Annotated in this window: 25 protein-coding genes and 1 tRNA gene; 15 read left to right on the forward strand and 11 right to left on the reverse strand. The window is 34.8% G+C overall.

The window, feature by feature from the left end; translation table 11 throughout:
* Positions 1-44: 44 nt before the first annotated feature.
* From JQC67_RS07215 to JQC67_RS07220, 3 genes are all read right to left on the reverse strand, one after another.
* A complete protein-coding gene (locus tag JQC67_RS07215; RefSeq protein ID WP_203252152.1) occupies positions 45-1400 on the reverse strand; it encodes a sugar porter family MFS transporter in 1356 nt (451 codons plus the stop codon).
* Positions 1401-1462: 62 nt separating this feature from the next.
* Positions 1463-1684, reverse strand: coding sequence for a hypothetical protein (locus JQC67_RS19045; protein ID WP_238934521.1), 222 nt, complete (start codon positions 1682-1684; stop codon positions 1463-1465).
* A 17-nt stretch (positions 1685-1701) separates the two neighbouring features.
* A complete protein-coding gene (locus JQC67_RS07220; protein WP_203252153.1) occupies positions 1702-2943 on the reverse strand; it encodes a 3-deoxy-D-manno-octulosonic acid transferase in 1242 nt (413 codons plus the stop codon).
* Between the two features lie 100 nt (positions 2944-3043).
* Between JQC67_RS07220 and JQC67_RS07225 the strand changes: the two genes are divergently transcribed.
* Together JQC67_RS07225 and galE are read left to right on the forward strand one after the other, a co-directional pair.
* Positions 3044-4201, forward strand: coding sequence for a DegT/DnrJ/EryC1/StrS family aminotransferase (locus tag JQC67_RS07225; protein WP_317198362.1), 1158 nt, complete (start codon positions 3044-3046; stop codon positions 4199-4201).
* Positions 4202-4285: 84 nt separating this feature from the next.
* Entirely contained in the window at positions 4286-5302 is a 1017-nt protein-coding gene (galE, locus tag JQC67_RS07230) for a UDP-glucose 4-epimerase GalE (RefSeq protein ID WP_203252155.1), read from the forward strand.
* A gap of 128 nt (positions 5303-5430) precedes the next feature.
* Here the strand turns inward: galE and JQC67_RS07235 are convergent, their stop codons facing one another.
* Positions 5431-5976 carry an alpha-ketoglutarate decarboxylase gene (locus tag JQC67_RS07235; RefSeq protein ID WP_203252156.1) on the reverse strand — a complete coding sequence of 182 codons (546 nt, stop codon included), beginning with the start codon at positions 5974-5976 and terminating at the stop codon, positions 5431-5433.
* Positions 5977-6077: 101 nt separating this feature from the next.
* Between JQC67_RS07235 and JQC67_RS07240 the strand changes: the two genes are divergently transcribed.
* Both JQC67_RS07240 and odhB read left to right on the forward strand, forming a co-directional pair.
* On the forward strand, positions 6078-8882 hold the full coding sequence (locus tag JQC67_RS07240; protein ID WP_203252157.1) for a 2-oxoglutarate dehydrogenase E1 component: 2805 nt from the start codon (positions 6078-6080) through the stop codon (positions 8880-8882).
* 49 nt (positions 8883-8931) lie between these two features.
* Positions 8932-10149, forward strand: coding sequence for a 2-oxoglutarate dehydrogenase complex dihydrolipoyllysine-residue succinyltransferase (gene odhB / locus JQC67_RS07245; RefSeq protein ID WP_203252158.1), 1218 nt, complete (start codon positions 8932-8934; stop codon positions 10147-10149).
* A gap of 85 nt (positions 10150-10234) precedes the next feature.
* Here the strand turns inward: odhB and JQC67_RS07250 are convergent, their stop codons facing one another.
* Positions 10235-10681, reverse strand: coding sequence for a retropepsin-like aspartic protease (locus JQC67_RS07250; protein WP_203252159.1), 447 nt, complete (start codon positions 10679-10681; stop codon positions 10235-10237).
* Between the two features lie 36 nt (positions 10682-10717).
* On the opposite strand from JQC67_RS07250, the gene JQC67_RS07255 reads away from it, so the two are divergent.
* The 10 genes from JQC67_RS07255 (at position 10718) to JQC67_RS07300 (ending at position 17383) form a co-directional block, all read left to right on the forward strand.
* Positions 10718-11485 carry a TatD family hydrolase gene (locus JQC67_RS07255; RefSeq protein WP_203252160.1) on the forward strand — a complete coding sequence of 256 codons (768 nt, stop codon included), beginning with the start codon at positions 10718-10720 and terminating at the stop codon, positions 11483-11485.
* 12 nt (positions 11486-11497) lie between these two features.
* Complete coding sequence (locus JQC67_RS07260) at positions 11498-12526, forward strand: asparaginase (RefSeq protein WP_203252161.1); 1029 nt, start codon at positions 11498-11500, stop codon at positions 12524-12526.
* Positions 12527-12593: 67 nt separating this feature from the next.
* A tRNA-Ser gene (locus JQC67_RS07265) sits at positions 12594-12681 on the forward strand.
* 279 nt (positions 12682-12960) lie between these two features.
* Positions 12961-13752 (forward strand): MotA/TolQ/ExbB proton channel family protein, encoded by a 792-nt coding sequence (locus JQC67_RS07270; RefSeq protein WP_203252162.1) that lies wholly within the window; start codon positions 12961-12963, stop codon positions 13750-13752.
* Between the two features lie 24 nt (positions 13753-13776).
* Entirely contained in the window at positions 13777-14220 is a 444-nt protein-coding gene (locus JQC67_RS07275; protein ID WP_203252163.1) for a hypothetical protein, read from the forward strand.
* Positions 14221-14234: 14 nt separating this feature from the next.
* Complete coding sequence (locus JQC67_RS07280) at positions 14235-14840, forward strand: ExbD/TolR family protein (protein WP_203252164.1); 606 nt, start codon at positions 14235-14237, stop codon at positions 14838-14840.
* Between the two features lie 19 nt (positions 14841-14859).
* Complete coding sequence (locus JQC67_RS07285; RefSeq protein WP_203252165.1) at positions 14860-15342, forward strand: ExbD/TolR family protein; 483 nt, start codon at positions 14860-14862, stop codon at positions 15340-15342.
* A gap of 89 nt (positions 15343-15431) precedes the next feature.
* Entirely contained in the window at positions 15432-16118 is a 687-nt protein-coding gene (locus tag JQC67_RS07290; protein WP_203252166.1) for a porin family protein, read from the forward strand.
* 168 nt (positions 16119-16286) lie between these two features.
* Entirely contained in the window at positions 16287-16895 is a 609-nt protein-coding gene (locus tag JQC67_RS07295; RefSeq protein WP_203252167.1) for an ExbD/TolR family protein, read from the forward strand.
* 5 nt (positions 16896-16900) lie between these two features.
* On the forward strand, positions 16901-17383 hold the full coding sequence (locus JQC67_RS07300; RefSeq protein WP_203252168.1) for an ExbD/TolR family protein: 483 nt from the start codon (positions 16901-16903) through the stop codon (positions 17381-17383).
* 1 nt (position 17384) lies between these two features.
* On the opposite strand, the gene JQC67_RS07305 is transcribed toward JQC67_RS07300, so the two are convergent.
* From JQC67_RS07305 to pyrH, 6 genes are all read right to left on the reverse strand, one after another.
* Complete coding sequence (locus tag JQC67_RS07305) at positions 17385-17990, reverse strand: hypothetical protein (RefSeq protein ID WP_203252169.1); 606 nt, start codon at positions 17988-17990, stop codon at positions 17385-17387.
* Between the two features lie 6 nt (positions 17991-17996).
* Positions 17997-19454 carry an RNA polymerase factor sigma-54 gene (gene rpoN / locus JQC67_RS07310; RefSeq protein ID WP_203252170.1) on the reverse strand — a complete coding sequence of 486 codons (1458 nt, stop codon included), beginning with the start codon at positions 19452-19454 and terminating at the stop codon, positions 17997-17999.
* A 41-nt stretch (positions 19455-19495) separates the two neighbouring features.
* Positions 19496-20929 carry an asparagine--tRNA ligase gene (gene asnS / locus JQC67_RS07315; RefSeq protein ID WP_203252171.1) on the reverse strand — a complete coding sequence of 478 codons (1434 nt, stop codon included), beginning with the start codon at positions 20927-20929 and terminating at the stop codon, positions 19496-19498.
* Positions 20930-21009: 80 nt separating this feature from the next.
* Positions 21010-23403, reverse strand: coding sequence for an efflux RND transporter permease subunit (locus JQC67_RS07320; RefSeq protein ID WP_203252172.1), 2394 nt, complete (start codon positions 23401-23403; stop codon positions 21010-21012).
* 98 nt (positions 23404-23501) lie between these two features.
* Entirely contained in the window at positions 23502-24056 is a 555-nt protein-coding gene (frr, locus tag JQC67_RS07325) for a ribosome recycling factor (RefSeq protein WP_203252173.1), read from the reverse strand.
* Between the two features lie 55 nt (positions 24057-24111).
* A complete protein-coding gene (gene pyrH, locus JQC67_RS07330) occupies positions 24112-24819 on the reverse strand; it encodes a UMP kinase (RefSeq protein WP_203252174.1) in 708 nt (235 codons plus the stop codon).
* A 298-nt stretch (positions 24820-25117) separates the two neighbouring features.
* Between pyrH and JQC67_RS07335 the strand changes: the two genes are divergently transcribed.
* Positions 25118-26989: a M61 family metallopeptidase gene (locus JQC67_RS07335; RefSeq protein ID WP_203252175.1), complete on the forward strand. Its 1872-nt coding sequence runs from the start codon at positions 25118-25120 to the stop codon at positions 26987-26989.
* Positions 26990-26993: the final 4 nt, after the last annotated feature.

Raw genomic sequence — 26993 nt, forward strand, 5'->3', positions numbered from 1 at the left:
TCGGTATACGGTAAAAATACTCGGTTAAAGTGTGATTTTGATTCTTAGGAAGCCTCTTTTTTTCCACTAAGTTTTTTGCTTAATTCTTCTAATGATACTCCTTTTGTTTCAGGCATCATAAAAAGAACAAAAAGTAATTGTAATACCATCATACCTGCAAAAAAGATAAAAATCGGCCACGGATTATCTTTAAAAATACCATCTTCTGAATCCAGAAAAATAGGGGTAATTAAGGTTATTATTGCTGCAAATACCCAATGCGTTCCAGTTCCCCAAGATTGACCAAATGCACGAACTTTATTAGGAAAAATTTCTGAAATAAAAACCCAAATAACTGCACCTTGACCAACAGCATGTGAAGCAATAAATATCAGCACAAAGGTCAATAATAAAGCAGAACTCGCACCTGAATAAAAGCACCAGCCTACCATGCCAAGGCTTATGATATAACCAATAGACCCTATTTTCATTAATTGTTTTCTACCTAATTTGTCAATTAGCCATACACCTACAAACGTAAATATTAAGTTTACTATACCAATCGCTATAGAACTGAATAATGACTCTTGTGCAGCAAGTCCTGCACGTTCTAGAATTTCTGGTGCATAGTACAACACAAAATTGATTCCAGATAATTGGTTGAAAAATGCAATTAAAAAGGCAAGCAATAGCGGTGTGTTATATCGACCAGAAAATAGCTTTTCCTTTACATTATTGATAGACACACTGTCTTTAATCTCTTTTAACTTACTTAAAGCTTGATTTTCGCTATAAATCAACTTTAAAGTATTAAGCGCCCCAGCATCATCGCCTTTTGTGATGGCCAACCATCTCGGGCTGTTGGGTATACTTACTACCATTATGGTATATAAAATAGCAGGTATAGCTTCAACGCCCAGCATCCAGCGCCAGTCATTACTTCCGCCAACACCTTGTAGTAGGTAGTTAGAAATAAAGGCAATTAAGATTCCTAAAACTAAATTGAACTGATATAAGGCTCCAAGTTTTCCTCTATTTTCTGGTGATGAAATTTCTGATATATAAATTGGGGCAGCTACTGATGATGCGCCAACACCTAATCCTCCTATAAATCTAAAAAATGAAAACATATACGGGTCTGTAGCGATACCAGAGCCAATAGCAGAAAAGGCATAAAGAATACCTATCCAAAATAAGGTCTTTTTTCTGCCAAAACGGTCGCAGGGTAAACCTCCAAATAAAGAGCCAATTACTGTACCCCAAAGAGCCATAGACATAATAAAGGTGCCATGAAACCACGGTGAAGTATCCCAGAGTTCTTTAATAGGTAAATTGGCACCGCTAATAACAACAGTATCAAATCCGAATAGGAAACCTGAAAGTGCAGCTGTGAGTGATATTCGGAAAAGTTTGGAGTTCATTTTGTTTGGCTTTATGGTTTTCGTAAAACTAACAAAAAATAAACAACTGAGCTTTCTAAAAATTATAAAGTGACGATGCTTGGTTTGAGCGAATCTGAACGTTTAGATTTTTTCTTTTTTAACGTTTTAATACTGTCGATTTTTCTGCGTGTTTTCTTTATTTCTTCAACATCTTTGTGGTTTGTTGAAGGTTCTTGTGGCTTAGGTTTTTGAATACATCCATCACAAGCTATGAAAGTAAAGAATAGGTAGAATATAAATAGAAATGTTTTTGACAATTTCATTACACTAACGATATGGGTTAGAGTAATGTACGTATATATGAGGTTATTTGGATGCTTGCGCCTTTATTCTCGGTCACGTAGTTGGCGTTAATCGCTCCAGCTTCTTTCATTAAAGAATATTGGTTTTTGTCTAAAAATTCGTCTAATAATTGTTTGAAACCCTCAGTATTAGAAATTAATTGAATTCCTTTAATCTTGACCATTTCTTCAGCTTCTTTAAAACCGTGATAATTGGGGCCAATTATTACCGGAATACCAAAAACTGCAGGTTCAAGGGTGTTGTGCAACCCCGTAGCAAAGCCACCACCGACATATGCAATATCTGCATAGCTATATATCTGGGTAAGTAGTCCGATATTGTCGATAATTATTACATCGTAATTCTGAGTATCTAATTGATTTCGCTCAGAATAAAGTGCCGTCTTTTTTTTAATTGAATTTTTTAGTTTTTCAATTTGATCTAGTTTGATGTTGTGTGGCGCAATAATCCATTTTATGGGAAGAGAAGAGCTATTGATGGTAGTTACAATTATTTGCTCATCTTCAGGCCAAGAACTTCCGGCGACAAAGCAGGTTTGATTTTGTTTGAAGTTTTGAATGGTTTCATTGTAATTGTCGCGCTCTAAAATTTGCGCCACTCGATCAAAACGTGTGTCTCCACTTATTGTAACATTATTTATTTTGATGGACCTTAATAAGGTGCTAGACTTTTCATCTTGCACAAAAATATGTTGAAATCTTTTAAGAGCCTTTCGCATAAAGCCACCATAGCTTTTAAAGTAAACTTGATTTTTATTAAAAATAGCTGAAACCAAGATTGTTGGTGTTTTTCTTTTTTGCAGCTCATTTAGAAAGTTAGGCCAGATTTCATATTTAATGAAAATTGCCAATTTTGGATTCACTTTGTTTAAGAATTTATGAGCGTTTCCTATTGTGTCCATTGGAAGATAGCACACTGCATCAGCCACTTTGGTTTCTTTTTTTACTTCATAACCAGAAGGTGAGAAGAAAGTTACGAGTATTTTATAAGTAGGGTATTCTAATTTTAATTTTTCAATAATAGGTAATCCTTGCTCAAATTCACCTAATGATGCCACATGAACCCAAATAACTTCATCTTTGGGTGAGATCTGTTTGTTTAAGACTGCGAAGGTGTTTTTTCTTCCCTTTACAAACAGACTTATTTTTTTATTAAATAAGGCTATTAGTTGCAGCAGCAACCATGCGAATTGAACAAAAAGATTATAAATGAAATACACTGAAAAATACTTTGATGCGAAAATACTTCTTCTTTTCTAAATACATTCAAAATCATATATCGGCATTTTGTATTTTTGTGTAACTCTATAAACATCCTTCGTGAAAAAAATACAGATGGTCGACCTCAAAGGCCAGTATCAAGAGATAAAAGAACAAGTAAATAACGGAATAGCCTCGGTTTTAGATTCGTCAGCGTATATCAACGGTCCAGAGGTGCATGCCTTTCAAAGTGAATTAGAGCAATACCTTGGCGTCAAACATGTCATACCTTGTGCGAATGGCACTGATGCTTTGCAAATTGCCATGATGGGTCTTGGGCTTAAACCTGGTGATGAGGTGATTACTGCTGATTTTACTTTTGCTGCAACAGTAGAGGTTATAGCAGTATTGCAGCTTACTCCGGTTTTAGTGGATGTAGATCCAGATAACTTTAATATAGATATTGAGGCAATTAAACGCGCAATTACACCAAAGACAAAGGCTATTGTGCCAGTGCATCTTTTTGGTCAATGTGCTAATATGGACGCTATTCTTGAAATCGCAGAAAAAAACAACCTTTTTGTGATTGAAGACAATGCACAGGCAATTGGTGCTAATCATACATTTAAAGATGGTGGCAAAAAAAAGTCAGGTGTAATGGGGCATGTGGGTTCAACATCTTTTTTTCCATCAAAGAATTTAGGTTGTTATGGTGATGGTGGTGCTATTTTTACAAATGATGATGATTTGGCGCATACTATAAGAGGTATCGTTAATCATGGAATGTATCGTAGATATTATCATGATGTAGTGGGAGTGAATTCAAGGCTTGACTCTATACAAGCTGTAGTTTTACGTGCAAAATTGCCGCTGCTAGACACTTATTGTGAAAAACGAAGAGCAGCTGCTAGAAAATATTCAAAGGCTTTTGAAGGTCAAGAACATATTGTAGTTCCTAAAATGGTTGATGTTGATTCTGAAATCAATTACAATTATGAATGTCATGTTTTTCATCAATATACTTTAAAAATTGTTAATGGTAAACGAGATGCTCTCGCTGAACATTTGAATTCAAAAGATATTCCGCATGGGGTGTATTATCCGGTGCCATTACATTTACAAAAGGCATATAAAGATGAACGATATAAAGAGTCAGATTTTCCGGTAACCAACCAACTTGTAAAAGAGGTTATTTCATTGCCAATGCACACAGAACTTGATGACGAACAGATTAACTATATTACTGAGACCATCATCGGTTTTGTTAATGAAAAGTGATTTATTGTCTTAGGTTTGCACTTCTTACAAAATAGAATATCATTAATTTCTGGAGATTTCAGAAATAAAGTAAAATAATTTTTGATGAAAATACTTGTTACTGGCGGATTAGGTTTTATAGGTTCTCATACAGTTGTTGAATTGCAAAACCAAGGTTTTGAAGTTATAATTATTGATGACTGCTCAAATTCAACAGAGAAGGTGTTAGACGGCATAGTAGCAATAACAGGAAAGCTTCCATTATTCGAAAAATTAGATTTAAAAAATCGCGATAAGGTCGAAGATTTTTTCAAAAAACATGATGATATTGAAGGTGTTATACATTTTGCAGCCTCGAAGGCGGTAGGAGAGAGCGTTGAAAAACCATTGTTGTATTACGAGAACAATATTGGAACCTTGGTTTATATCTTGAAAGAACTTTCACAGAAAGCAAAGTCAAGTTTCATTTTTAGCTCTTCTTGTACCGTTTACGGGCAGGCTGATGTAATGCCTATTACCGAAGATGCTCCAGTTAAAACTGCAGAGTCTCCGTACGGAAATACAAAGCAAATGGGTGAAGAGATAATTTCAGACACTTGTAAGGTTACACCTAGTTTGAATGCAATTGCGCTACGCTATTTTAATCCTATGGGTGCACACCCTAGTGTTGAAATAGGTGAGTTGCCAACAGGAGTTCCGCAGAATTTGGTTCCTTTTATTACACAAACTGGAGTTGGAATGCGAGAACAACTGTCTGTTTTTGGTGATGATTATCCAACTTCAGATGGTACAGCTGTACGTGATTATATTTATGTTGTTGACTTAGCTAAGGCTCATGTAATTGCATTAAAACGTTTATTGGAAAATAAAAATGATTCCAATTATGAGGTTTTTAATGTTGGTACTGGTACTGGTAGTAGTGTTCTTGAGGTGATAAAAAGTTTCGAAAAAGTTTCAGGTAAGAAATTGAATTATAAAATAATGAATCGTAGAGCTGGTGATATCACTTCGGCTTACGCTGATACCACGAAAGCAAATAATGTTTTAGGTTGGAAATCGGAATACACCTTAGATCAGGCAATGAAATCTGCTTGGGATTGGGAACAGAAAATTAGAAAGTAGTTCTTTAGATATTAAAATGAAGCCTTGTTGATGGTTTCTTTTTAATGGTAAATGTAATTCTAGAAAATTCTTTACGTAGTAGATTCTTAGGCGTATCTAAGTTATCTATCATTTTAGTGTCCTCCTGTTTATAAATAAATACGAACAAAAGGCATCCAAGCACCAGCATAAATACTTTTGTTATTGTCAAAAAGCACATCATAACGAATGCCTACTGTTACAAGGTTACTTGTGTAGCCTAATCCTATAAATAGAGCTGGCGACCAGTAATTTTCTTCAATAATAGTAGTACCTAAATCAAAACGTTGGTTTACGCGTAACTGCTCAAGTTCGGCTGAGATTTGTAAAAAATGTACCGGATTGTACAGTGATAATATACTACCACCATAAGCTGTGCGTTTATCTTCTTTGTATTTCGCATAATTGAAAGTTGCACTGGCGCCAGAAGCGAATTGTTCATTAAACTGGTAAATGGCACTTGGTGAGACGCTAGCGTTAAAACCACCATTGGTAATGCCTAAGCCAAGGCCACCGCCAAAACGCACATGGCTCCAGAACGTGCTGGTACCACTAAGTGATTGGCTCTGGTTTTGAGCAAAACAAGAAGTGCTAACCAAAATTATGATGAAAAAAACATAAATTTTTTTTAAACAACTGAATTGTACAATTTGCATTATTTTTAACTTTGCCCGAATATGCGGGCTAAGATAAGCCTAGAATTGTTAAAAGTTGTATTTTTGATTAACTTTTACAAAGCTGAAAGAGTATTCTTTATATGGATAATTATTCGTTTTTAAACGCCGCACATACTTCATTTTTTGCTGAGCGTTATGATCAGTATTTAAAAAATCCTGATAGTATTGAACCTAGTTTGCGTGCCTTTTTTCAAGGTTTTGATTTTGGTATTGAAAGCTCATTAGATGAGCTTGATATTCAAGAAGGTAATGTGACTATGACAATCGCAAATGGTGATCAAGTGGTGGTGCCTGAGTCTTTTCAAAAAGAATTTCAGGTCATTCGTTTGATTGATGGCTACCGTAGTCGTGGTCATCTTTTCACTGAAACCAATCCCGTGAGGGAGAGAAGAAAGTACCTGCCCACATTAGATGTCGAAAGTTTTGGGCTTTCAGAAGCTGATATGAGTACCGTCTTTAATGCAGGTGAAATTCTTGGTATTGGCGCAGCTACTTTAAGTGAGATAATTAAACACCTCAAGCGTATTTATTGTGATGCAATTGGGGTAGAGTATATGTATATTAGAAAACCTGAAAGGGTTGAGTGGATTCAGAATTGGTTGAATGTAAATGACAATCATCCAAATTTTGATGACAACCGAAAAAGGCATATTCTAAAAAAATTAAATCAAGCAGTATCTTTTGAGGGCTTTCTGCATACAAAATATGTTGGTCAAAAACGTTTCTCACTAGAAGGTAATGAATCTTTAATTCCAGCTTTAGATGCAATTGTTGAGCGCGCCGCTGAAATGGGTGTTGAGCAGTTTGTAATGGGCATGGCACATAGAGGTCGTTTAAATGTGCTTACCAATATTTTTGGAAAAAAAGCGAAAGATATATTTAGCGAGTTTGATGGTAAAGATTATGAAGAAGAAATTTTTGATGGTGATGTTAAATATCATTTAGGTTGGACATCTGATCGCATTTCTGATAATGGCAATAAGATTACTATGAACATTGCTCCAAACCCTTCACATTTAGAAACGGTTGGTGCAGTAGTTGAAGGTATTTCTCGTGCTAAGCAAGATGCAGATTATAAAGGTGATTTTTCAAAAGTATTGCCTATTGTATTGCATGGTGATGCGGCTATTGCAGGGCAAGGTATAGCTTATGAGTTAGTGCAAATGGCAACCTTAGATGGTTATAAAACCAATGGTACAATTCACGTAGTAGTTAATAATCAGATTGGTTTTACTACCAATTATTTAGATGCTAGATCTTCTACTTATTGTACAGATGTGGGTAAGGTGACGCTGAGTCCGGTACTTCATGTGAATGCTGATGATGCAGAGGCTGTTGTTCATGCTGCTCTGTTTGCCTTAGAATATCGCATGCGTTTTAAACGTGATGTTTTTATTGATTTATTAGGATATCGTAAATATGGCCATAATGAAGGTGATGAACCTCGTTTTACACAGCCAAAATTGTATAAAGCTATTGCTAAGCATAAGAACCCACGCGATATTTATGCGGAAAAATTACTGGCTCAAGGTATTATTGATGAGGGTTATGTAAAACAGCTTGAAAATGATTACAAAGAGTCGTTAGAAGAAGAGTTGGAAGATTCGCGTAAAGAAGATAAAACAATTATCACACCATTTATGGCAGATGCTTGGAAAGATTTTGAGCGTGTGCGTGAGTGGGAAATGTTAGATACCATCGATACTTCGTATGATAAAAAGAAACTTTCACATGTTGCAAAAACCATAACAGAATTACCTGAGGGCAAAAAGTTTTTGAGAAAGGTTGAGCGTTTAGTTGGTGATCGAAAGAAAATGTTCTTTGAGACAGATAAATTAGATTGGGCAATGGGTGAGTTGTTAGCTTACGGAAGTTTGCTTGAAGAAGGTTTTGATGTTAGAATTTCAGGGCAAGATGTTGAAAGAGGTACTTTTTCTCACAGGCATGCTGTGATGAAAGTTGAAGAGAGTGAAGAAGAGGTGTTGCTTTTAAATCAAGTAGCTGAAAAGCAAGGTAATTTTCATATTTACAATTCGCTGTTGTCTGAGTATGGCGTTGTAGGTTTTGACTACGGATATGCCATGGCAAGTCCGAATACCTTAACAATCTGGGAAGCTCAATTTGGTGATTTTAGCAATGGTGCTCAAATCATGATTGATCAGTATATTTCTGCTGCTGAAGATAAATGGAAATTGCAAAATGGTTTAGTAATGTTGCTTCCACATGGTTATGAAGGCCAGGGGGCTGAACATTCTTCCGCTAGAATGGAACGTTATTTGCAGCTTTGTGCTAGAGATAATATGTACGTTGCTGATGTGTCTACGCCAGCACAAATATTCCATATTTTTAGAAGACAAATGAAGGCGAATTTTAGAAAGCCTTTAATAATATTTACGCCAAAAAGTTTGTTGCGTCATCCGAAAGCAGTTTCAACTGTTGATGAATTTGCAAATGGTAGTTTTCAAGAGGTAATAGATGATGTATCTGCTGATGTTAAGAAGGTGAAATCATTAGTGTTTTGTACAGGTAAATTCTATTATGATCTTTTGGCTAAACAAGAGGAATTAGGTAGAGATGATGTTGCTCTAGTTCGTTTAGAGCAATTATTTCCATTGCCAACTGAAAAAATCAATGAAATTATAGAGAAGTATAGTGCTGTTGATGATTTGGTTTGGGCTCAAGAAGAACCTAGAAACATGGGTGCGTGGAGTCATTTGATGATGCATTATAAAGATGCTAATAAATTTAGGGTTGCTTCAAGAAGATTTTATGCAGCACCTGCGGCTGGTAGTGCGGTGCGATCTAAAATGAGACACCAACAAGTTATTGATTATGTTTTTGACAAAACACAAGATAATATGACACGTCCGAAACCAAAAGAATAACTCAAGACGAGTTTAATAATAAAAAAAAGACTACTAAAGATAGAATAGTATGATTTTAGAAATGAAAGTACCCTCACCAGGGGAATCGATTACCGAAGTAGAGATAGCAGAATGGTTGGTAGAAGATGGCGATTATGTTGAAAAAGATCAGGCAATAGCTGAGGTCGATTCAGATAAAGCTACTTTAGAATTACCTGCTGAAGAAAGCGGAACTATTACCTTAAAAGCAGAAGAGGGTGATGCTGTGGCCGTTGGTGCAGTTGTTTGCTTGATAGATACGAGTGCAGAAAAGCCTAGTGGTTCAGATGCGCCCAAAGCTGAGAAAAAAGAAGAGGCTCCAAAAGTTGAGTCAAAACCACAAGCTGCTAAAACAGAAACTAAAACCTATGCAACAGGTACTGCTTCACCTGCTGCTAAGAAAATTTTAGATGAAAAAGGTATTGCAGCAACTGCAGTATCAGGTTCTGGTAAAGATGGTCGTATTACAAAAGACGATGCGGTGAAAGCTAATCCGTCTATGGGTACACCAACAAGTGGTGGTAGTAGGGGAGAGTCGCGATCTAAACTTTCAATGCTACGCCGTAAAGTTGCTGAGAGATTAGTTTCGGTAAAAAATGAAACGGCTATGTTAACTACTTTTAATGAGGTAGATATGTCACCGATTTTCGCTTTGCGTTCTGAGTATAAAGAAGATTTCAAAGCTAAGCATGGTGTTAGTTTAGGATTCATGTCATTCTTTACAAGAGCAGTAGTAAGGGCATTAGAAATATACCCAGCTGTAAATTCTATGATTGACGGAAAAGAAATGATTTCTTATGATTTCTGTGATGTAAGTATTGCAGTTTCAGGTCCGAAAGGTTTGATGGTGCCAGTCATACGTAATGCAGAGAATCTTACCTTTAGAGGTGTAGAAGCTGAAGTTAAAAGATTGGCTATTAGAGCTCGTGATGGTGAAATTACTGTTGATGAAATGACTGGTGGTACTTTTACAATTACCAATGGAGGTGTATTCGGTTCTATGTTGTCAACACCAATTATTAATCCTCCGCAAAGTGCAATTTTAGGAATGCATAATATTGTTGAAAGACCAATAGTGCGTGATGGAGCTATTGCAATTGCGCCAATAATGTATGTTGCACTTTCTTACGATCACAGAGTTATTGATGGTAAAGAATCTGTAGGTTTCTTAGTTGCCGTAAAAGAGGCGTTAGAAAACCCAACAGAATTGCTAATGAATGGTGATGTGAAAAAATCTTTAGAGATGTAGAATTAGCCTTAGGGCTTTTATATATAAAATCCCCTTATCAATTGATAAGGGGATTTTTTTTTGCTTTAGATGTAAGTTGAATCTATTATTTTTTACTTCTTAAGTACAATATTTTTGATTTATAATCAATAATTGCATTGGTGTCAATTAGAATGTCTGCGCCAATTATTCCGTCTACTGGTTTTGCATTATGCATGGTTAATGCCTCATTAACATGAACAAGATCAAAAAGAACAATTTTTGTTTTCTTTTTTTTCCACTTACCAATGTTGAATTTATTTTTTGTTGAAATTTGCGTTTCCATATCAGTAGCGCCAGCACCTGCAGCTTTAATTTCAGAATCTTTTGAAGTTAATTTGAAGAACTCTAATTTGTCAGTACCAACACATGTGTTTGAAGCACCAGTGTCTAATATAAATCTTCCTGTAATACCATTCAACGTTGCTTTAAGTTCAAAATGGTTGGTGGCAGTTAATTCTAACGGCACCTGAACATATTTTTTTTTCTTTAGTAGCTTTTTGAGGCTCGACATACTTTTTTTTGGTAAAGATAAACCTATTTTTGTTGCATGATTTTGACAGATACCCATACCCATTTATATAGTGAAGCTTTTGATGATGATCGAGATATGGTCATAAATGATGCATTGAAGAGAGGTGTTTCGCGGTTTTTTATTCCAGCAATTGATTCGTCCTATACTGCCGCAATGTTGTCACTTGAAAAGGCATATCCAGATAATGTTTTTTTGATGATGGGTTTGCATCCCACGTATGTGAAAGAAAATTATTTAGATGAGCTTAAACATGTTGAAGAAATGTTATCGACAAGAAAATTCTATGCAATCGGTGAAATTGGAATCGATCTTTATTGGGATAAAACTTTTTTGAAGCAACAACAAGATGCCTTTAAGTATCAAATTCGTTTGGCAAAAAAATATCATTTACCAATAGTTATTCATTGCAGAGATGCTTTTGATGAAGTTTTTGAAGTTTTGGAAAGTGAAAAATCAGATGATTTATTTGGAATATTTCATTGCTTTACGGGTTCATTTGAGCAAGCTCAACAAGCTATTTCATATAATATGAAATTAGGAATTGGCGGCGTTGTGACTTTTAAAAATGGAAAGATTGATACCTTTTTGAATAAGATAGATTTAAATCATATAGTTCTTGAGACTGATTCACCATATTTAGCGCCAGTACCTTATCGTGGAAAACGAAATGAAAGTGCTTACCTTGTTAATGTGCTTGAAAAGCTCTCAGAAGTTTATGGTGTGAACACCGAAATAATAGCTCAGATTACAACTGATAATTCAAAAGATATATTTAAAGTTTAACAAAAAACTCAATTGAAGGATAAAATAAATATACTGTTGATTTATACTGGGGGTACCATTGGTATGGTTAAAGATTATGATTCAGATTCTCTCAAGCCCTTTAATTTTAGAAAATTAGAAAAACATATTCCTGAATTAAATCAACTCGATTGTAGAATTGATTCCGTGTCTTTTGAAAAGCCAATTGATTCATCAAATATGAATGCAAATCATTGGCTGAATATTGCTGAGTTGATAGAATCTCACTATGAAACTCATGACGGTTTTGTTGTGTTGCATGGTAGTGATACAATGAGTTATACGGCTTCTGCGCTAAGTTTTATGTTAGAGAATTTATCGAAGCCTGTAATTTTTACGGGGTCGCAATTGCCTATTGGTGATTTGAGAACCGATGCCAAAGAAAATTTAATAACTGCAATTCAAATAGCATCATTGCGTAAAAAAGATGCGCCGTTAATTGGTGAGGTATGTTTGTATTTTGAATACAAGTTGTACCGGGCGAACCGAACAACAAAGATAAATGCAGAACATTTTCAGGCTTTTGCCTCATTAAATTATCCGGCTTTAGCTGAATCAGGTGTACACTTGAATGTTTTTGAAGAAAATCTACTTAAGATAAATAATCGCAAAAAGTTAAAAGTTCACAAGCAGATGGATTCTAATGTAGCCATCTTAAAGTTGTTTCCTGGTATTACTGAAGCTTTGTTTAGAAGCGTATTAAATACGCTTAATCTGAAAGCATTAATTATTGAGACCTATGGTGCAGGTAATGCACCAACTGAAAAATGGTTGTTTTCAGAGTTAAAATATGCTTTAGAAAAAGGGATACATATTATAAATGTTACACAATGTTCAGGTGGTAGTGTAAATATGGGGCAATATGAAACCAGTCAACAATTAAAAAAGTTGGGTGTTATTGATGGAAAAAATAGCACAACTGAAGCTGCAATCACCAAATTAATGTATCTAATAGGTAACAAAGTTTCCTCAAAATTATTTAAGACTGTATTTGAAACTTCACTTCGTGGAGAAATGAATTAAATTTATCAATTCAAATTTCATAGTACAGTATTTTTTTTGTTTCTTGGCCACCTTGAAATTCTGAATTAGAGAGGTGGCCGAGTGGTCGAAGGCGCACGCCTGGAAAGTGTGTATACACTAAAAGTGTATCGAGGGTTCGAATCCCTTCCTCTCTGCGATATTATTTTATTTATATTGCGTGTTTCAGAATACAAGTGTAAAATTAAATGTACACCGGTTTTCGGTTTCATGGCAATATTAATGTATATTGTCGCATGTATATAAAGCATAAAAAGTGTAGTGAATTAAACAGTTTAATCATTATACAATATAAATAATACTGATAAGAAGTTGATTTTAAGTAGCTTCTCTAACAATTTTTGAATTACTTTTTTAATTGCAAAATTTTTATATCTTTAACCCTATTAACTAACTAATATTTAAGTTTGAACGAAATGAAAAAATTTTTCTCTATCCTAGCAATGACTGGGTTATTTGTCTTAAGTACAAATATGGTAAATGCAAAGACAATTGCTGTCTCAACGGTTTCTAACCTATCTGCAACAGTAACTGCTACAGCGGTAATGCTGCAAGATGAAGTTCCTGCTGAAGCAGAGAAGAGCTTTACGCAAGTCTTAAAAGAAATGTTTATTACAGGTGGTGCCGGTTTCATGGGTATCGTTCTATTATGTTTGATTCTTGGTTTAGCGGTTGCTATTGAAAGAATTATTTATTTAAATATGGCTAGTACAAACACTGGCAAATTAAAACAACAAGTTGAAGACGCTTTAGCTTCTGGTGGTGTTGAAGCTGCTAAAGAAGTTTGTAGAAATACAAAAGGTCCTGTTGCTTCTATATACTATCAAGGTTTAGATAGAGCAGGTGAAAGTGTTGAATCTGCTGAAAAAGCAGTTGTTTCTTATGGTGGTGTTCAAATGGGCCAACTAGAGAAAAACGTTTCTTGGTTGTCTTTATTTATCGCTATTGCACCAATGCTTGGTTTCATGGGTACTGTAATCGGTATGATTCAGGCCTTCCAAAAGATTGCTGCTGTTGGTAACTTGAGTGCATCACTTATTGCAGGTGATATTCAGGTAGCATTATTAACAACAGTATTCGGTCTTATTACTGCGATTATCCTTCAAATTTTCTATAATTATATTATCGCTAAGATTGATAGTATTGTAAATGATATGGAAGATTCTTCAATCACTTTGATTGATATGTTGGTGGATCACAAAAAATAAGTCGGACTCTTAATTCAAAGCATCATGCATAAAATAATTAAAATTGCACTATTAGTGGTTGGATTAATCGGAGCTCTGCTTTGGTTTATGCTTCCCGAACGTGAAATGCCCGCTTCAGAAGCTGTCAATAGTGGCGCTATGAATGGTATGTTCATAATCACATATATATTACTTGCTTTTGCAGTAGTTGCAAGTCTTATATTCACTCTAAAGAATTTGTTTTCAAACCCGGCAGGTCTTAAAAAGACATTGATGGTATTAGGCGGCTTTGTTGTGGTTGTGATAATTGCTTATGTCTTGGCTAGTGGAACCGATGTTAGTGTCGAAGAAATGGCCAGTAGAGGAATTGAAACATCAGAAAGCACTATTAAGAAAATTGGAATGGGAATAAACGTATTCTTTATTCTTACACTTATTGCAGTGGGTTCTCTTATAGTACCAGCGGTTAAAAACATGTTTAGTAAATAAAAAAATAGATAACTATGGCTAGAAGAGAAGGAGCACCAGAAGTAAGCGCTGGATCAATGGCAGACATAGCTTTCCTATTACTAATTTTTTTCTTGGTAACTACTACTATAGAAACAGATGCAGGTTTGGATCGTATGTTGCCTCCAATGGAGCCGCCAGAAGATGATGTTGTTATCAAGCAAAAAAATATTTTGCAGGTTATTGTAAATAGAAGTGGTCAATTACTTGTTGATGATGAGTTGACAGATCTTAAAGCTTTACGTTTGAAAGCGATGGATTTCTTAGACAATAACGGTGACGGAACATGTACGTATTGTAAAGGTAAAAAGAATGTAGAATCTTCTGATAACCCTGCAAAAGCGATTATTTCTTTGAAAAATGACCGTGAAACGAAGTACAGTACATACATTACAGTTCAGAATGAATTGGTAGGTGCATATAACGATTTACGAGATAGGGAAGCACAACGTCTATTTGGGCAAGATTTTACCGAGATGGAAGCAACCTATTTAGATCAACAGACTCCTCCAAGTGAGAAAGAAAAGTTGAAAGAAAAGGTGAAACAAATTCAAGATCTTTTTCCGCAGAAACTTTCAGAGGCTGAAACATCATCTAATTAACACGAATAAATAAAATAATATGTCTAAGTTCAGCAAGAAAAAAAGTGGGGAAGTGCCAGCGGTATCAACAGCCTCATTGCCTGATATTGTATTTATGCTGTTATTCTTTTTTATGACGGTTACCGTGATGAAAGATAATAGTTTGAAGGTTGAAAACATTTTGCCTAACGCAAATGAGATCAAAAAGCTAGACAAGAAAGATAGAGTAATCTATATTTATGTTGGCAAGCCTTCAAAAGAATACGAAAAGGTATACGGTACTGAACCAAAGATTCAACTTAATGATAAATTCTCAGATCCTTCTGAGGTTGGTTCTTACATTTTACAAGAAAGAGCCAAGAAGCATCAAGATTTGCAAAACTTTTTAACCACATCATTGAAGGTTGATAAGAACGCAAATATGGGTCTTATTTCAGATATTAAAAGTGAACTCAGAAAGGTAAATGCGCTAAAAGTAAATTATACCACCTATGAAGGTGATGCTTTTAGAAATTTGCAATAACTGTTCACAAGTTTCAAACTTAATACGAAGAACGCTCCAATTTTTATTGGAGCGTTTTTTATTTGCCTAAGTTCTGTAACTTTGTTTCAATGAGAATACTGCTATTTACATTATCTACCTTACTTTGGTTTTCTGTCGCTGCTCAGACAGAACAAGATTCACTATCGCCTGATACACATTATTTAGAAGACCAGTTTTACCTCGGTATTACATATAATTTTATTTTAAATAAACCTGAGAATGTAAGTCAACGTAATTTATCATACGGACTACAAGCTGGCTTTATAAAAGACATTCCTATTAATCAAGATAGAACCTTTGGCTTTGGTGTTGGTTTAGGTTACGGTATATATTCTTATTATACCAATTTGATGGCTGATGAAACAGCAAATGGTTTCAGCTACAGTATTCCAATAAATGTAGAAGAGCTAAATCGAAATAAAATTGAAACACATTTAATTGAAATGCCAATTGAATTCAGATGGAGAACTTCAACTGTAACAAGTTATAAATTCTACCGTATTTATGCCGGAGCTAAATTAGGTTATGTTATTGGTGCAAGATCCAAAGCGGTATTTAATGACTATAAAGATTCTTTTAATAATACTGATGTAAACAAGTTTCAATATGGCCTAGCTTTTAATGTTGGGTATAGCACGTTCAACTTACACGTGTATTATGCCTTAAATGGAATTTTTGAAGGAGCGCAAACTGATTTAGGTGAGTCTATTGAGTTCAAGCCATTACGAATAGGTTTTACATTTTATATTCTGTAGTTCTTTTATGTTTTTTAAAATGGCATAACTATTGCTGGTTTACGTTTAGATGATTTTATCATCTCTACTACTATTACTACACTTTTCTATTACATATTTCTGTGTCTGTACGACATGGCTTTTGCCCTTGCGCAAAAATTCAATGTAATAACCATTAAACTATTCATTATGGGAAAAAGGAAAAGTGCTCCAGAAGTAAATGCAGGCTCAATGGCTGATATCGCATTTTTATTATTAATCTTCTTTTTAGTAACCACCACTATTGAAACAGATGTCGGTTTAGATCGAATGCTTCCGCGTGAAGATGGCGACTATATTGAATATGAACAACGTAATATTTTGTCTATTCTTATAGGTGTTGATGGTGCTTTATTAGTTAATGATGAGCCAATAACACCTGAGTTGTTGCTTAAAACAGTAATTGATTTTATAGATAATGGTGGTGCACAAACTGGTGAGGCATTTTGCGATTATTGTCAAGGTGAGCGCAGAACAAATTTATCTGATAATCCTTCTAAAGCAGTATTGGTTCTGGGCACACAAAGAGAAACAAGTTATGGCGCCTATATAGCTGTTCAGAATGAACTTGTAGCTGCTTATAATGTTCTGCGCAATAGAGAGGCTAATCGTCTATTTAAAACGAGTTATATAAAGATGGATGCGATATATCGCAATCCACAAACAGATCGAACCACCAAAGAATTGCTCAACAATAGAATAAGGGTAATACAAAAAATGTACCCGATGAATATTTCAGAAGCTCAACTAAAAAAATAATAATCATGTCAAAATTTAAAAAGAAATCTAGTTTACACGTACCAGAAGTATCAACAGCTTCATTGCCTGATATTGTTTTTATGTTGTTATTCTTTTTTATGACGGTAACGGTAATGAAGAATACAGAACTTAAGGTACATAATGAATTGCCTAATGCGTCAGAGTTAAAGAAGTTAGAAAAAAAAGATAGAATAATTGAAATTCATATTGGTAAGCCGTCGTCTAGATATGAAAATATTGTAGGGGTTGAACCTAGAATACAGCTCAATGATAAATTTGCAGATTTGTCTGAAGTTGCACCACATGTTTTATCTGAAATCCAAAGCAAACCAGAACATCTTAGGGCATTTGTAACCATATCATTAAAAGTAGATAAACGTGCTAATATGGGGCTCATTTCAGATGTGAAGCAAGAGCTGCGAAAAGTAAATGCGCTAAAAATAAACTATACAACGTATGAGGGTGATGCCTTTAAAAATTTAGATTAGGCTACAACCAGAATTGAACAGTTAATAGTTGCGCAATTAGGCCGATAAAAAAACCAATAAATAATTCAGGTTTTGTATGCGCTTTGAGGTATAGTCTAGAGGTTGTTACAAGTCCGGTAGCTAATGTGAATAAGCTTATGGCGATTGTAATATTCATTTCAAAATGAATACTTAAACATATTAAAAACATTAGTAGACTTCCCATGCCTATAAGATGCATGCTTACTTTAAATTTCATAATAACAAAAAGTAATGCAGTCAATGATGCGATAATTAATCCTATAAAAAAATAATATAATTCTGCGATATAATTGTTGGGTATGACCTTTAAAACAATAGTTAAAAGTAATACTATGTTTATGGCAATAGGGTAGATTCGTTCTTTGATGGAGGGGATAAAAATTGAGCTAACTAGACCAATGTTTAATAGGATTAAATAGAATATAATAGGGATTATTACTGTAAGGATGAAAATGGGCAAAACATTAGCGCTTTGCAACTCTGGGCTACTAAATTTTGGCGTGGAAAGAAAATAGGCAAGTGTACCACCAATTGGTATGAATAACGGATGAAAAATATAAGAGATGACTTTAAGGAAGAATCGCATAAAGGTTTATATCTGTTTTCGCAGTCTTGCAACCGGAATGCTCAATTGTTCACGATATTTGGCAACTGTACGCCGTGCAATAGGATAACCTTTTTCTTTTAAAATGGCGGCCAATTTATCATCAGTTAGTGGTTTTTTCTTTTCTTCTTCACCTATAACTGTCTCTAAAATTTTCTTTATCTCTTTTGTAGATACATCTTCGCCTTGTTCATTTTTCATTGATTCAGAAAAATATTCTTTTATCAATTTTGTTCCGTAAGGCGTATCTACATATTTACTATTAGCAACACGCGAAACTGTTGAAACATCCATATGAATTTCATCAGCGATGTCTTTTAGTATCATCGGACGAAGATTGCGTTCATCACCAGTAAGAAAGTATTCTTTTTGGTAATTCATAATCGAATTCATCGTAATGAAAAGTGTTTGTTGACGTTGTCGAATGGCATCAATAAACCATTTGGCAGCATCTAACTTTTGTTTGATGAACATTACCGTATCTTTTTGAGATTTTGATTTCTCTTTAGAATCTTTGTATCCCTTTAGCATATTGCTGTACTCACTAGAGACATGCAATTCAGGTGCATTTCTGCCATTCAATGAAAGTTCTAATTCACCTTCTACAATACGAATGGAGAAATCTGGCACTACATGTTCTACAATACGATTGTTGCCAGAATATGATCCACCTGGTTTCGGATTCAATCGTTCAATTTCAGAAATTGCGCTTTTCAACTCCGCTTCCGTAATGTTATGTTTTTGAATAAGCTTTTTATAATGCTTTTTTGTAAACTGGTCAAAAGACTTTTCTAAGATTGCAATAGCTAATTCTGTGCTGGCTGTTGGGTCTTTTCTTTTAAGTTGAATGATTAAGCATTCTTCTAAAGAACGAGCAGCGACACCTGGTGGATCTAATTCTTGTACTATTTTAAGAACCTTGCTAATTGTTTTTTCGTCAGTATACGTATTCTGAGTAAAAGCTAAGTCGTCAAGAATATCTGCAAGTGGTCTTCTGATATAACCGCTTTCATCAACACTACCGATTAAAAACTCAGCAATATTCCATTCTTCATCGCTTAAATAAACGGTGTTAAGCTGATTAATTAGCGACTGTGTAAATGAGATTCCTGCAGCATATGGTATGCTCTTTTCGTCATCATCAGCACTGTAATTATTTGCTTTTGTTCTGTATTCAGGCACCTCATCATCACTCAAATAATCATCAATATTGATATCATCTGTAGCTATAGTTTCATTATCGGTTTCTGAGTCGTAATTGTCATCAAACTCGTTGTCTAAATCATCAGTTTTCTCCTTGCCACCCTCTAAAGCCGGATTTTCTTCTAACTCTTGTTTCAGACGTTGTTCAAAAGCCTGTGTGGGCAATTGAATCAATTTCATTAGCTGAATCTGTTGAGGAGAAAGCTTTTGCGAAAGTTTAAACTGTAAGTGTTGTTTTAACATTGAAGTTTTTTGAGCTACTTATAAAGTTAACCATTTTCAGATTAAAATTCAGCATTTTGAGGTGTTCTCGGAAATGGTATTACATCTCTAATATTGCCCATGCCCGTTGCAAAAAGAACTAGACGTTCAAATCCAAGTCCGAATCCGCTATGCACTGCAGTTCCAAATTTTCGTAAATCTAGATACCACCAAAGTTCTTCTTCAGGAATATTTAAAGCTGCCATTTTTTCTTTCAATACATCTAATCGTTCTTCACGTTGAGATCCACCAACTATTTCGCCAATTCCAGGGAATAGAATATCCATAGCCCTAACTGTTTCTCCGTCTTCATTCAAGCGCATATAGAAGGCTTTTATTTTAGCAGGATAATCAAAGAGTATTACAGGGCATTTGAAATGTTTTTCAACTAAGAACCGTTCATGTTCGCTTTGTAAATCAGCACCCCATTCATTAATTGGATATTTAAATTTCTTCTTTTTATTGGGTTTGCTGTTTCTAAGAATTTCAATGGCTTCAGTGTAGGTAACACGTTTGAAGTTGTTGTCTACAATGAATTTTAATTTTTCAATTAAAGCCATGTCGCTTCTTTCCGCTTGCGGCTTGGTTTTTTCTTCGTCTAATAAACGTTTCTCTAAAAAGGCTAAATCATCAGCACAATTTTCAAGAACGTATGAAAGAACTCCTTTTATAAAATCTTCTGCAAGGTCCATATTGGCATCTAAATCATGGAAAGCCATTTCGGGCTCAATCATCCAAAATTCAGCCAGATGCCTAGAAGTATTAGAATTTTCTGCTCTAAATGTAGGTCCGAAGGTATAAACTTTGCCGAGTGCCATTGCATAAGCTTCGGCCTCTAATTGACCTGAGACAGTAAGATTAGTTTCTTTTCCGAAAAAGTCTTCTTTATGATTGACTTCTCCATTTTCATCTAAAGGCGGATTCTTTTCGTCTAAAGTAGTTACGCGAAACATTTCTCCTGCCCCTTCAGCATCTGAGCCCGTTATTATTGGTGCATGAAAATAATAGAATCCGTTATCAGTAAAATATTTATGGACCGCAAAAGCGAGTGCAGAACGTACACGCATAACAGCAGAAAATGTATTCGTTCGAATTCTTAAATGCGCTTTTTCACGCAAGAATTCCATTGAATGTTTTTTAGGTTGTATAGGGTATGTTTCAGGGTCAGCCGAACCATGAACGAATATATCGTTTGTTTGAATCTCAACACTTTGACCTCTACCTTGGCTTTCGACTAGCGTTCCTGTAATTTTCAGTGCTGCCCCAGTAGCTATTTGCTTTAAAAGTTCTTCATCAAATTGCTCAAAATCAACAACACATTGAATATTGTGAATTGTAGAGCCATCATTTAGTGCAATGAAACGATTACTTCTAAAAGTCTTTACCCAGCCATTTATAGTGACTTCTTGATGTTTTGGTTCTGTAGAAAGTATTTCTTTTATGCTAATCGATTTCATGAAAAAATGCGTCTTGAATTAATTATCAAAGATAGCCTTTTGATCAAAAACATACCAAATGTATGGGTGTTAATGCAGGCTTATTCTTCGTCGTCGTGTACGGTCTCTTCTTTTGGTAAGATATTGATTTGAGGTTTTTTGAAAACTTCTTTGTTTGCAATACTTCTTTCTAGTGATAATAGTAAAGATGGTAGTAAGATTAAATTAGCCAACATAGCAAATAATAATGTTGCTGATACTAACGAACCTAAAGCAACTGTACCACCAAAATTAGAAATTACGAAAACTGAAAATCCGAAGAATAAAACAATTGAAGTATAAAACATACTCACCCCAGTTTCTTGCAAAGCCGCATAAACTGATTTTTTAATTCGCCATTGATTTGCAATTAATTCTTGCCTGTATTTGGCGAGAAAGTGAATAGTGTCATCAACAGAAATACCAAAAGCTATACTAAACACCAGAATGGTAGATGGTTTTATAGGTACGCCAACAAAACCCATAATGCCTGCAGTCAGTACTAATGGTAATAGATTTGGAATTAATGATATAATTATCATTCTAAATGACCGAAATAAATAGGCCATGAATATTGCTATAAGTGCAATTGCTAATGCTAATGAAAGTACGAGGTTTTTTACTAGATATTTTGTGCCTTTTAAAAAGAGTAGTGCGCCCCCAGTCATATAAACCGAATAACGATCTGCTGGAAATATTTTAGCAATATTTTCATTAAGTCTGGCTTCAATGTCTTCCATGCGCTCTGTTTTTACATCGCGCATAAATGTTGTCATTCGTGCAGTTTGCCCAGTACTGTCTACAAAATTTTTCAGCAGGTTACCATTGCCTTCAGATTTTCGAGCCACATTCATTATGAAATTGTTCTCTTGTGTAGTTGGTAGTTGATAGTATTTAGGAATGCCATTATAAAAGGCCTGTTTTGAATACTTAACTAAATTAACAACAGAAACGGGTTTTGAGAGTTCTGGAATGTCTTCTATCACTTCTCCTAAGCGGTCAATTCTTTTTAAAGTTGCCGGCTTCATTATTCCGTTCGGGCGTTTTGAATCGATAACTATTTCAACAGGCATAATTCCATCAAATTCTTTCTCAAAAAAGCGTATGTCTTCAAAAAACTCAGCGTTTTTAGGCATGTCTTCTATGATGCTTCCAGAAATATCAATTTGATAAATGCCTATAATGCTTAAAACCAATAATACAATTGAAGTAATATAGACTTCAATTCGTTTATTACGTACAATATTTTCCATCCAATTAACAAAAGTGTCAATCCATTTTTTATTTAAATGTTTGAGGTGCTTTGTTTTGGGAAGTGACATGTAGCTGTATACTATCGGAATTATTAATAACGATAGAAGAAAAATGCAAAGTATATTTATAGAGGCTACAACTCCGAATTCAGTAAGCAACTTGCTATCCGTAATGATAAACGTGGCAAAACCAGAAGCGGTAGTGACATTTGTCATTAAAGTGGCGTTACCAATTTTTGAAATAACACGCTGCAATGAAAGTGCTTGATTGCCGTGTTTTTTAACCTCTTGCTGGTATTTGTTGATTAGGAAAACGCAATTAGGTATACCAATTACAATAATCAATGGTGGAATCAATGCTGTTAAAACGGTAATCTCATATTGTAAAAGCCCAAGAATGCCAAAGGCCCACATAACACCTACAATAACCACACTCATTGAAATTAGTGTGGCACGAATACTTCTGAAGAAGAAAAAGAAAATTAATGATGTTACTATTAGTGCGGCTAAAATAAACTTGCCAATTTCATCAATGATGTTTTGCGAGTTCATGGTGCGTATATACGGCATGCCTGATATGTGCACATCAAGCCCTGTTTCATCTTCAAAGTCTTCAATTAAATTGTTTAAGTCTTCTAAAATGAAATCTTTACGAACTGTTGTATTGATTATGTCTTTGTCTAAATTAGCAACAGTACGTATCGTTCTGGTTTCTTTATTGTAAAGTAAATCTTCATAAAAAGGTAAATCATTGAATAAATGATTTGTTATGCTATCAAGTTGAGCCTGTGATTTTATTTCTGAAGTAATGAGGGGTTTCATTACAAAAGCATCTTCTTCCTTTACAAGCTCTTGAAGGTTGTCAATTGAAATAACAAAATCAATTTCAGGAAATGCCTGAAGCTGTTTGCTTAATTTGTTCCAACGATTAAAATTATCAGGATTAAAAAGTGAGCTATCATTTATTCCAAAAACAATGGCATTACCCTCTTCTCCAAATTGATTTAGAAAATTCTTGTATTCGAGATTTACGGGGTGGTCATCGGGTAATAGATTTGCTTGAGAATTGCTAAAACGCATATTCTCCCATTGTAGTCCTAAAAAGAGCGTTACCGCCCCGATAAGCAAAAGAATTAGAATTCTATTGCGTAGAATAATACGAGCTGTTTTAGCCCAAAAACCTTGCATTATTTTGGCTGCCATAAATAAGTAGTTGTCCGTAGCAAAGGTAAAGAATGGTGCGGAGTGTTCCTAAATAAAAAAAGCGACCCTGAGGTCGCTCCATTTTCTTAAAAACAATGTTATATCTTCATTATCTCAGCCTCTTTAACTACTAAAAAAGCATCAATTTTTTTGGTGTACTTATCCGTTAATTCTTGAATGTCAACTTCAGCATTTTTTTGTAAATCTTCTGAAGCGTCAAGGTCACGTATTTCTTTATTTGCGTCTTGTCTCGCTGTACGGATACTTACTTTTGCATCTTCAGCTTCGGCTTTAGCTTGCTTCGCTAATTCACGTCTTCGTTCTTCTGTTAATGGCGGTACATTAATTATTACAAAATCGCCATTGTTCATAGGATTGAAGCCAAGATTGGCATTCATAATTGCTTTCTCTATTTCTTGAAGCATGTTTTTTTCCCATGGTTGAACAGAAATTGTTCTACCATCAGGAGTATTTACATTAGCCACTTGAGATAATGGAGTAGGCGAGCCGTAATAATCAACCATAACAGAAGACAACATTGCCGGACTAGCTTTACCTGCACGTATTTTCATAAATGCTTTTTCTAAATGGGTAATGGCTCCATCCATACTTTCTTTGGTGGCGTCAAGTAAAAATTTTATTTCTTCATTCATAATTAAAGCGTTATAACAGTAATGTGACATAAATTATGCCAAACCGATAAGAGTTTTATATGTTCACCGTTGTACCTATGTTTTCACCTGATACTAGTTTTATCAAGTTACCTTTTTTATTCATATCAAAAACCACAATAGGTAGTTCGTTTTCTTGGCTCAATGTAAAGGCTGTGGTGTCCATGACTTTAAGTCCTTTTGTGAGAACATCTTTAAACGAAATGGTGTCAAATTTAGTTGCAGTTTTATCTTTTTCAGGGTCAGATGAGTAAATACCATCGACTCTAGTGCCTTTCAATATTACATCTGCTTCAATTTCAATTGCTCTTAAAACAGCTGCAGAATCTGTTGTGAAATATGGGTTTCCTGTTCCTCCTCCAAAGATAACAACACGTCCTTTTTCTAAATGACGCATAGCTCGTCTACGAATAAATGGTTCAGCTACTTCGTTAATTTGAATAGCAGATTGTAATCTGGTTTGTACGCCTGTTTCTTCAAGGGCACTTTGTAAAGCTAGTCCGTTAATAACAGTGGCAAGCATTCCCATGTGGTCAGCTTGTACGCGATCCATGCCTTGACTTGCGCCAGATAAACCTCTAAAAATATTTCCACCACCAATGACAATGGCTATTTCGATGCCCATTCCAACGGCTTCTTTTATTTCTTCAGCGTATTCCGCTATTCTAATGGGGTCGATACCGTATTGACGTTCGCCCATTAAGGCTTCACCGCTGAGTTTGAGAAGTATTCTTTTGTATGGCATTTTGCTTTTTTATTGAAAGACAAAAATAATCAAAAAAAGTTATGAATAAATTGACTTTTTCATTCGAATGTTGACCCTAATTATTTCTTAAAAAGTAGAACTAGGTGAATTAATTTTAATAATCTTGTGCCCTGTTAATCAATCTACTGATTTTGATAATTAGTAGATTTTTAAACTCAGCACTATTTAGTTTAGTAACTGTCTATGGAATTTATGAGCTACTGTTGGCGAAATATTATAGACCGGAAATGAGCTAAACAGCCATCATTATAAAATAAATTCAATAAATAATTCATACATGAAAAAGGTTCCAATTTTAGTTTCTATTATTCTATTACTATATGGTTGTGGAGCATCAAAAAGTTTGATAACAGCTGATAAAGCTAGTATTACAACCACAATTGATTTGATTAATGTGGTAGATGATAAAGTAATGGTAACTGTTGACCCAGGTGTATTTAATAAAGAAACTGTAACATTTTATATACCTAAAACTGTACCTGGCACCTATAGTACTGATAATTATGGTAAATATATTGAAGGGTTTAAGGCCTTAGATAATAAGGGTAATGAATTGCCATTTACTAAAACCGATGATAATACATGGAATATCACTAACGCTAAGGCGTTTGATAAAGTCACGTATTTAGTGAATGACACTTATGATACTGAGTCAGAAGTTGGGGAGGCAGTATTCTCGCCAGCTGGAACTAATATCTTGAAAGGGAAAAATTTTATGTTGAACCTTCATGGTTTTGTAGGTTATTTTAAAGGATTGCAAGAGGTGCCTTATGAGCTAATTATTAAAAGACCTAGTGATTTGGTATCAACAACATCCTTAAAAAAGAAGGATGTTGAAGGCGGAACAAACCAATCAGAAACTTTTTTGGCGGCTCGATATTTTGAAGTAATTGATAATCCTATTCTATATGCGAATGCAGATACGCAATCTTTTACAGTGAACGATATCACAGTAACGTTAAGTGTGTATTCTCCCACTGGAGTTTATTCTGCAACCAGCTTAAGACCTCAAATGGAAGAAATGGTTCAGGCGCAAAAGACCTTTTTAGGTGAAATAGATGGTACGAAAGAATACAATATTTTACTTTATTTATCAACCTTAGAAGATACAGATGCAAAAGGTTTTGGTGCACTTGAGCATCATACTTCTACTGTTGTGGTGTTGCCAGAAAAGATGCCAAAGGAAGCTTTAGATGAAGCTATGAAAGATGTGGTCTCTCATGAGTTTTTTCATATAGTAACACCGTTGAATGTGCATTCTGAAGAAGTTCAATATTTTGATTTTAATGACCCTAAAATGTCACAACATTTATGGATGTATGAAGGCACCACAGAATATTTTGCAAATCTTTTTCAGGTACAACAAGGTTTGATTGGCGAAGATGAATTTTACCAACGCATTATGGAAAAGGTAAATAATGCAAAAGCGTATGATGATACAATGTCTTTTACTGAAATGAGTAAGAACATTTTAGCTGAGCCTTATGAAGATAATTATGCAAACGTCTATGAAAAAGGGGCTTTAATTAATATGGCACTTGATATTCAATTGCGTGAATTAAGTGGTGGTGAAAAAGGAGTGCTTTGGTTAATGAAAGAATTGTCAAAAAAGTATGGTAATAATACTCCTTTTAAAGATGATAAGTTGATTGATGAGATTGTGGATATGACATATCCTGAAATACAGCATTTCTTTAAGACCTACGTGATTGGAACCACTCCGATTAATTATAATGACTTTTTAGCCAAAGTTGGGTTGACTACAGGTATTAAGGAAAAGCAAACCGGATTTTTTCTAGATGGTGATATTCCATTTATAGATGTTGACCCTGCAGATCAAAATAAAATATTCATAAGAAAGGGAATTACTCTAAATAGTTTCTTTGAAAATATTGGTGCACAAGGTGATGATGTTATTAAAAGTATTAATGATACTCCAATTACACTTGAGGCAATTCGAGCTATAATTGGTCAAAGCTTCACTTGGTCGCCTGAAACTGATGTGAAAATGATTATAGAGCGTGATGGTGAAGAAATTACATTAGAAGGTAAAGCGGGTGTGGCTACTTTACAGGTAGAGACTATAATACCAATTGAAGGCTTAACCGGTAATGAGTCTGCTATTAAAGAGGCTTGGTTGAAGAAATAATTGT

This window comes from Aurantibacter crassamenti (genome assembly GCF_016811105.1).
GTDB classification, from domain to species: Bacteria; Bacteroidota; Bacteroidia; order Flavobacteriales; family Flavobacteriaceae; genus Aurantibacter_A; species Aurantibacter_A crassamenti.

Excerpts from the sequence above, each read along its gene's own strand:
- JQC67_RS07215 (WP_203252152.1), bottom strand. The coding sequence starts at position 1,400 with ATGAACTCCAAACTTTTCCGAATATCACTCACAGCTGCACTTTCAGGT.
- JQC67_RS19045 (WP_238934521.1), bottom strand. The coding sequence starts at position 1,684 with ATGAAATTGTCAAAAACATTTCTATTTATATTCTACCTATTCTTTACT.
- galE (WP_203252155.1), top strand. The coding sequence starts at position 4,286 with ATGAAAATACTTGTTACTGGCGGATTAGGTTTTATAGGTTCTCATACA.
- JQC67_RS07235 (WP_203252156.1), bottom strand. The coding sequence starts at position 5,976 with ATGCAAATTGTACAATTCAGTTGTTTAAAAAAAATTTATGTTTTTTTC.
- JQC67_RS07240 (WP_203252157.1), top strand. The coding sequence starts at position 6,078 with ATGGATAATTATTCGTTTTTAAACGCCGCACATACTTCATTTTTTGCT.
- odhB (WP_203252158.1), top strand. The coding sequence starts at position 8,932 with ATGATTTTAGAAATGAAAGTACCCTCACCAGGGGAATCGATTACCGAA.
- JQC67_RS07250 (WP_203252159.1), bottom strand. The coding sequence starts at position 10,681 with ATGTCGAGCCTCAAAAAGCTACTAAAGAAAAAAAAATATGTTCAGGTG.
- JQC67_RS07255 (WP_203252160.1), top strand. The coding sequence starts at position 10,718 with ATGATTTTGACAGATACCCATACCCATTTATATAGTGAAGCTTTTGAT.
- JQC67_RS07270 (WP_203252162.1), top strand. The coding sequence starts at position 12,961 with ATGAAAAAATTTTTCTCTATCCTAGCAATGACTGGGTTATTTGTCTTA.
- JQC67_RS07275 (WP_203252163.1), top strand. The coding sequence starts at position 13,777 with ATGCATAAAATAATTAAAATTGCACTATTAGTGGTTGGATTAATCGGA.
- JQC67_RS07280 (WP_203252164.1), top strand. The coding sequence starts at position 14,235 with ATGGCTAGAAGAGAAGGAGCACCAGAAGTAAGCGCTGGATCAATGGCA.
- JQC67_RS07285 (WP_203252165.1), top strand. The coding sequence starts at position 14,860 with ATGTCTAAGTTCAGCAAGAAAAAAAGTGGGGAAGTGCCAGCGGTATCA.
- JQC67_RS07290 (WP_203252166.1), top strand. The coding sequence starts at position 15,432 with ATGAGAATACTGCTATTTACATTATCTACCTTACTTTGGTTTTCTGTC.
- JQC67_RS07295 (WP_203252167.1), top strand. The coding sequence starts at position 16,287 with ATGGGAAAAAGGAAAAGTGCTCCAGAAGTAAATGCAGGCTCAATGGCT.
- JQC67_RS07300 (WP_203252168.1), top strand. The coding sequence starts at position 16,901 with ATGTCAAAATTTAAAAAGAAATCTAGTTTACACGTACCAGAAGTATCA.
- JQC67_RS07305 (WP_203252169.1), bottom strand. The coding sequence starts at position 17,990 with ATGCGATTCTTCCTTAAAGTCATCTCTTATATTTTTCATCCGTTATTC.
- rpoN (WP_203252170.1), bottom strand. The coding sequence starts at position 19,454 with ATGTTAAAACAACACTTACAGTTTAAACTTTCGCAAAAGCTTTCTCCT.
- asnS (WP_203252171.1), bottom strand. The coding sequence starts at position 20,929 with ATGAAATCGATTAGCATAAAAGAAATACTTTCTACAGAACCAAAACAT.
- JQC67_RS07320 (WP_203252172.1), bottom strand. The coding sequence starts at position 23,403 with ATGGCAGCCAAAATAATGCAAGGTTTTTGGGCTAAAACAGCTCGTATT.
- frr (WP_203252173.1), bottom strand. The coding sequence starts at position 24,056 with ATGAATGAAGAAATAAAATTTTTACTTGACGCCACCAAAGAAAGTATG.
- pyrH (WP_203252174.1), bottom strand. The coding sequence starts at position 24,819 with ATGCCATACAAAAGAATACTTCTCAAACTCAGCGGTGAAGCCTTAATG.
- JQC67_RS07335 (WP_203252175.1), top strand. The coding sequence starts at position 25,118 with ATGAAAAAGGTTCCAATTTTAGTTTCTATTATTCTATTACTATATGGT.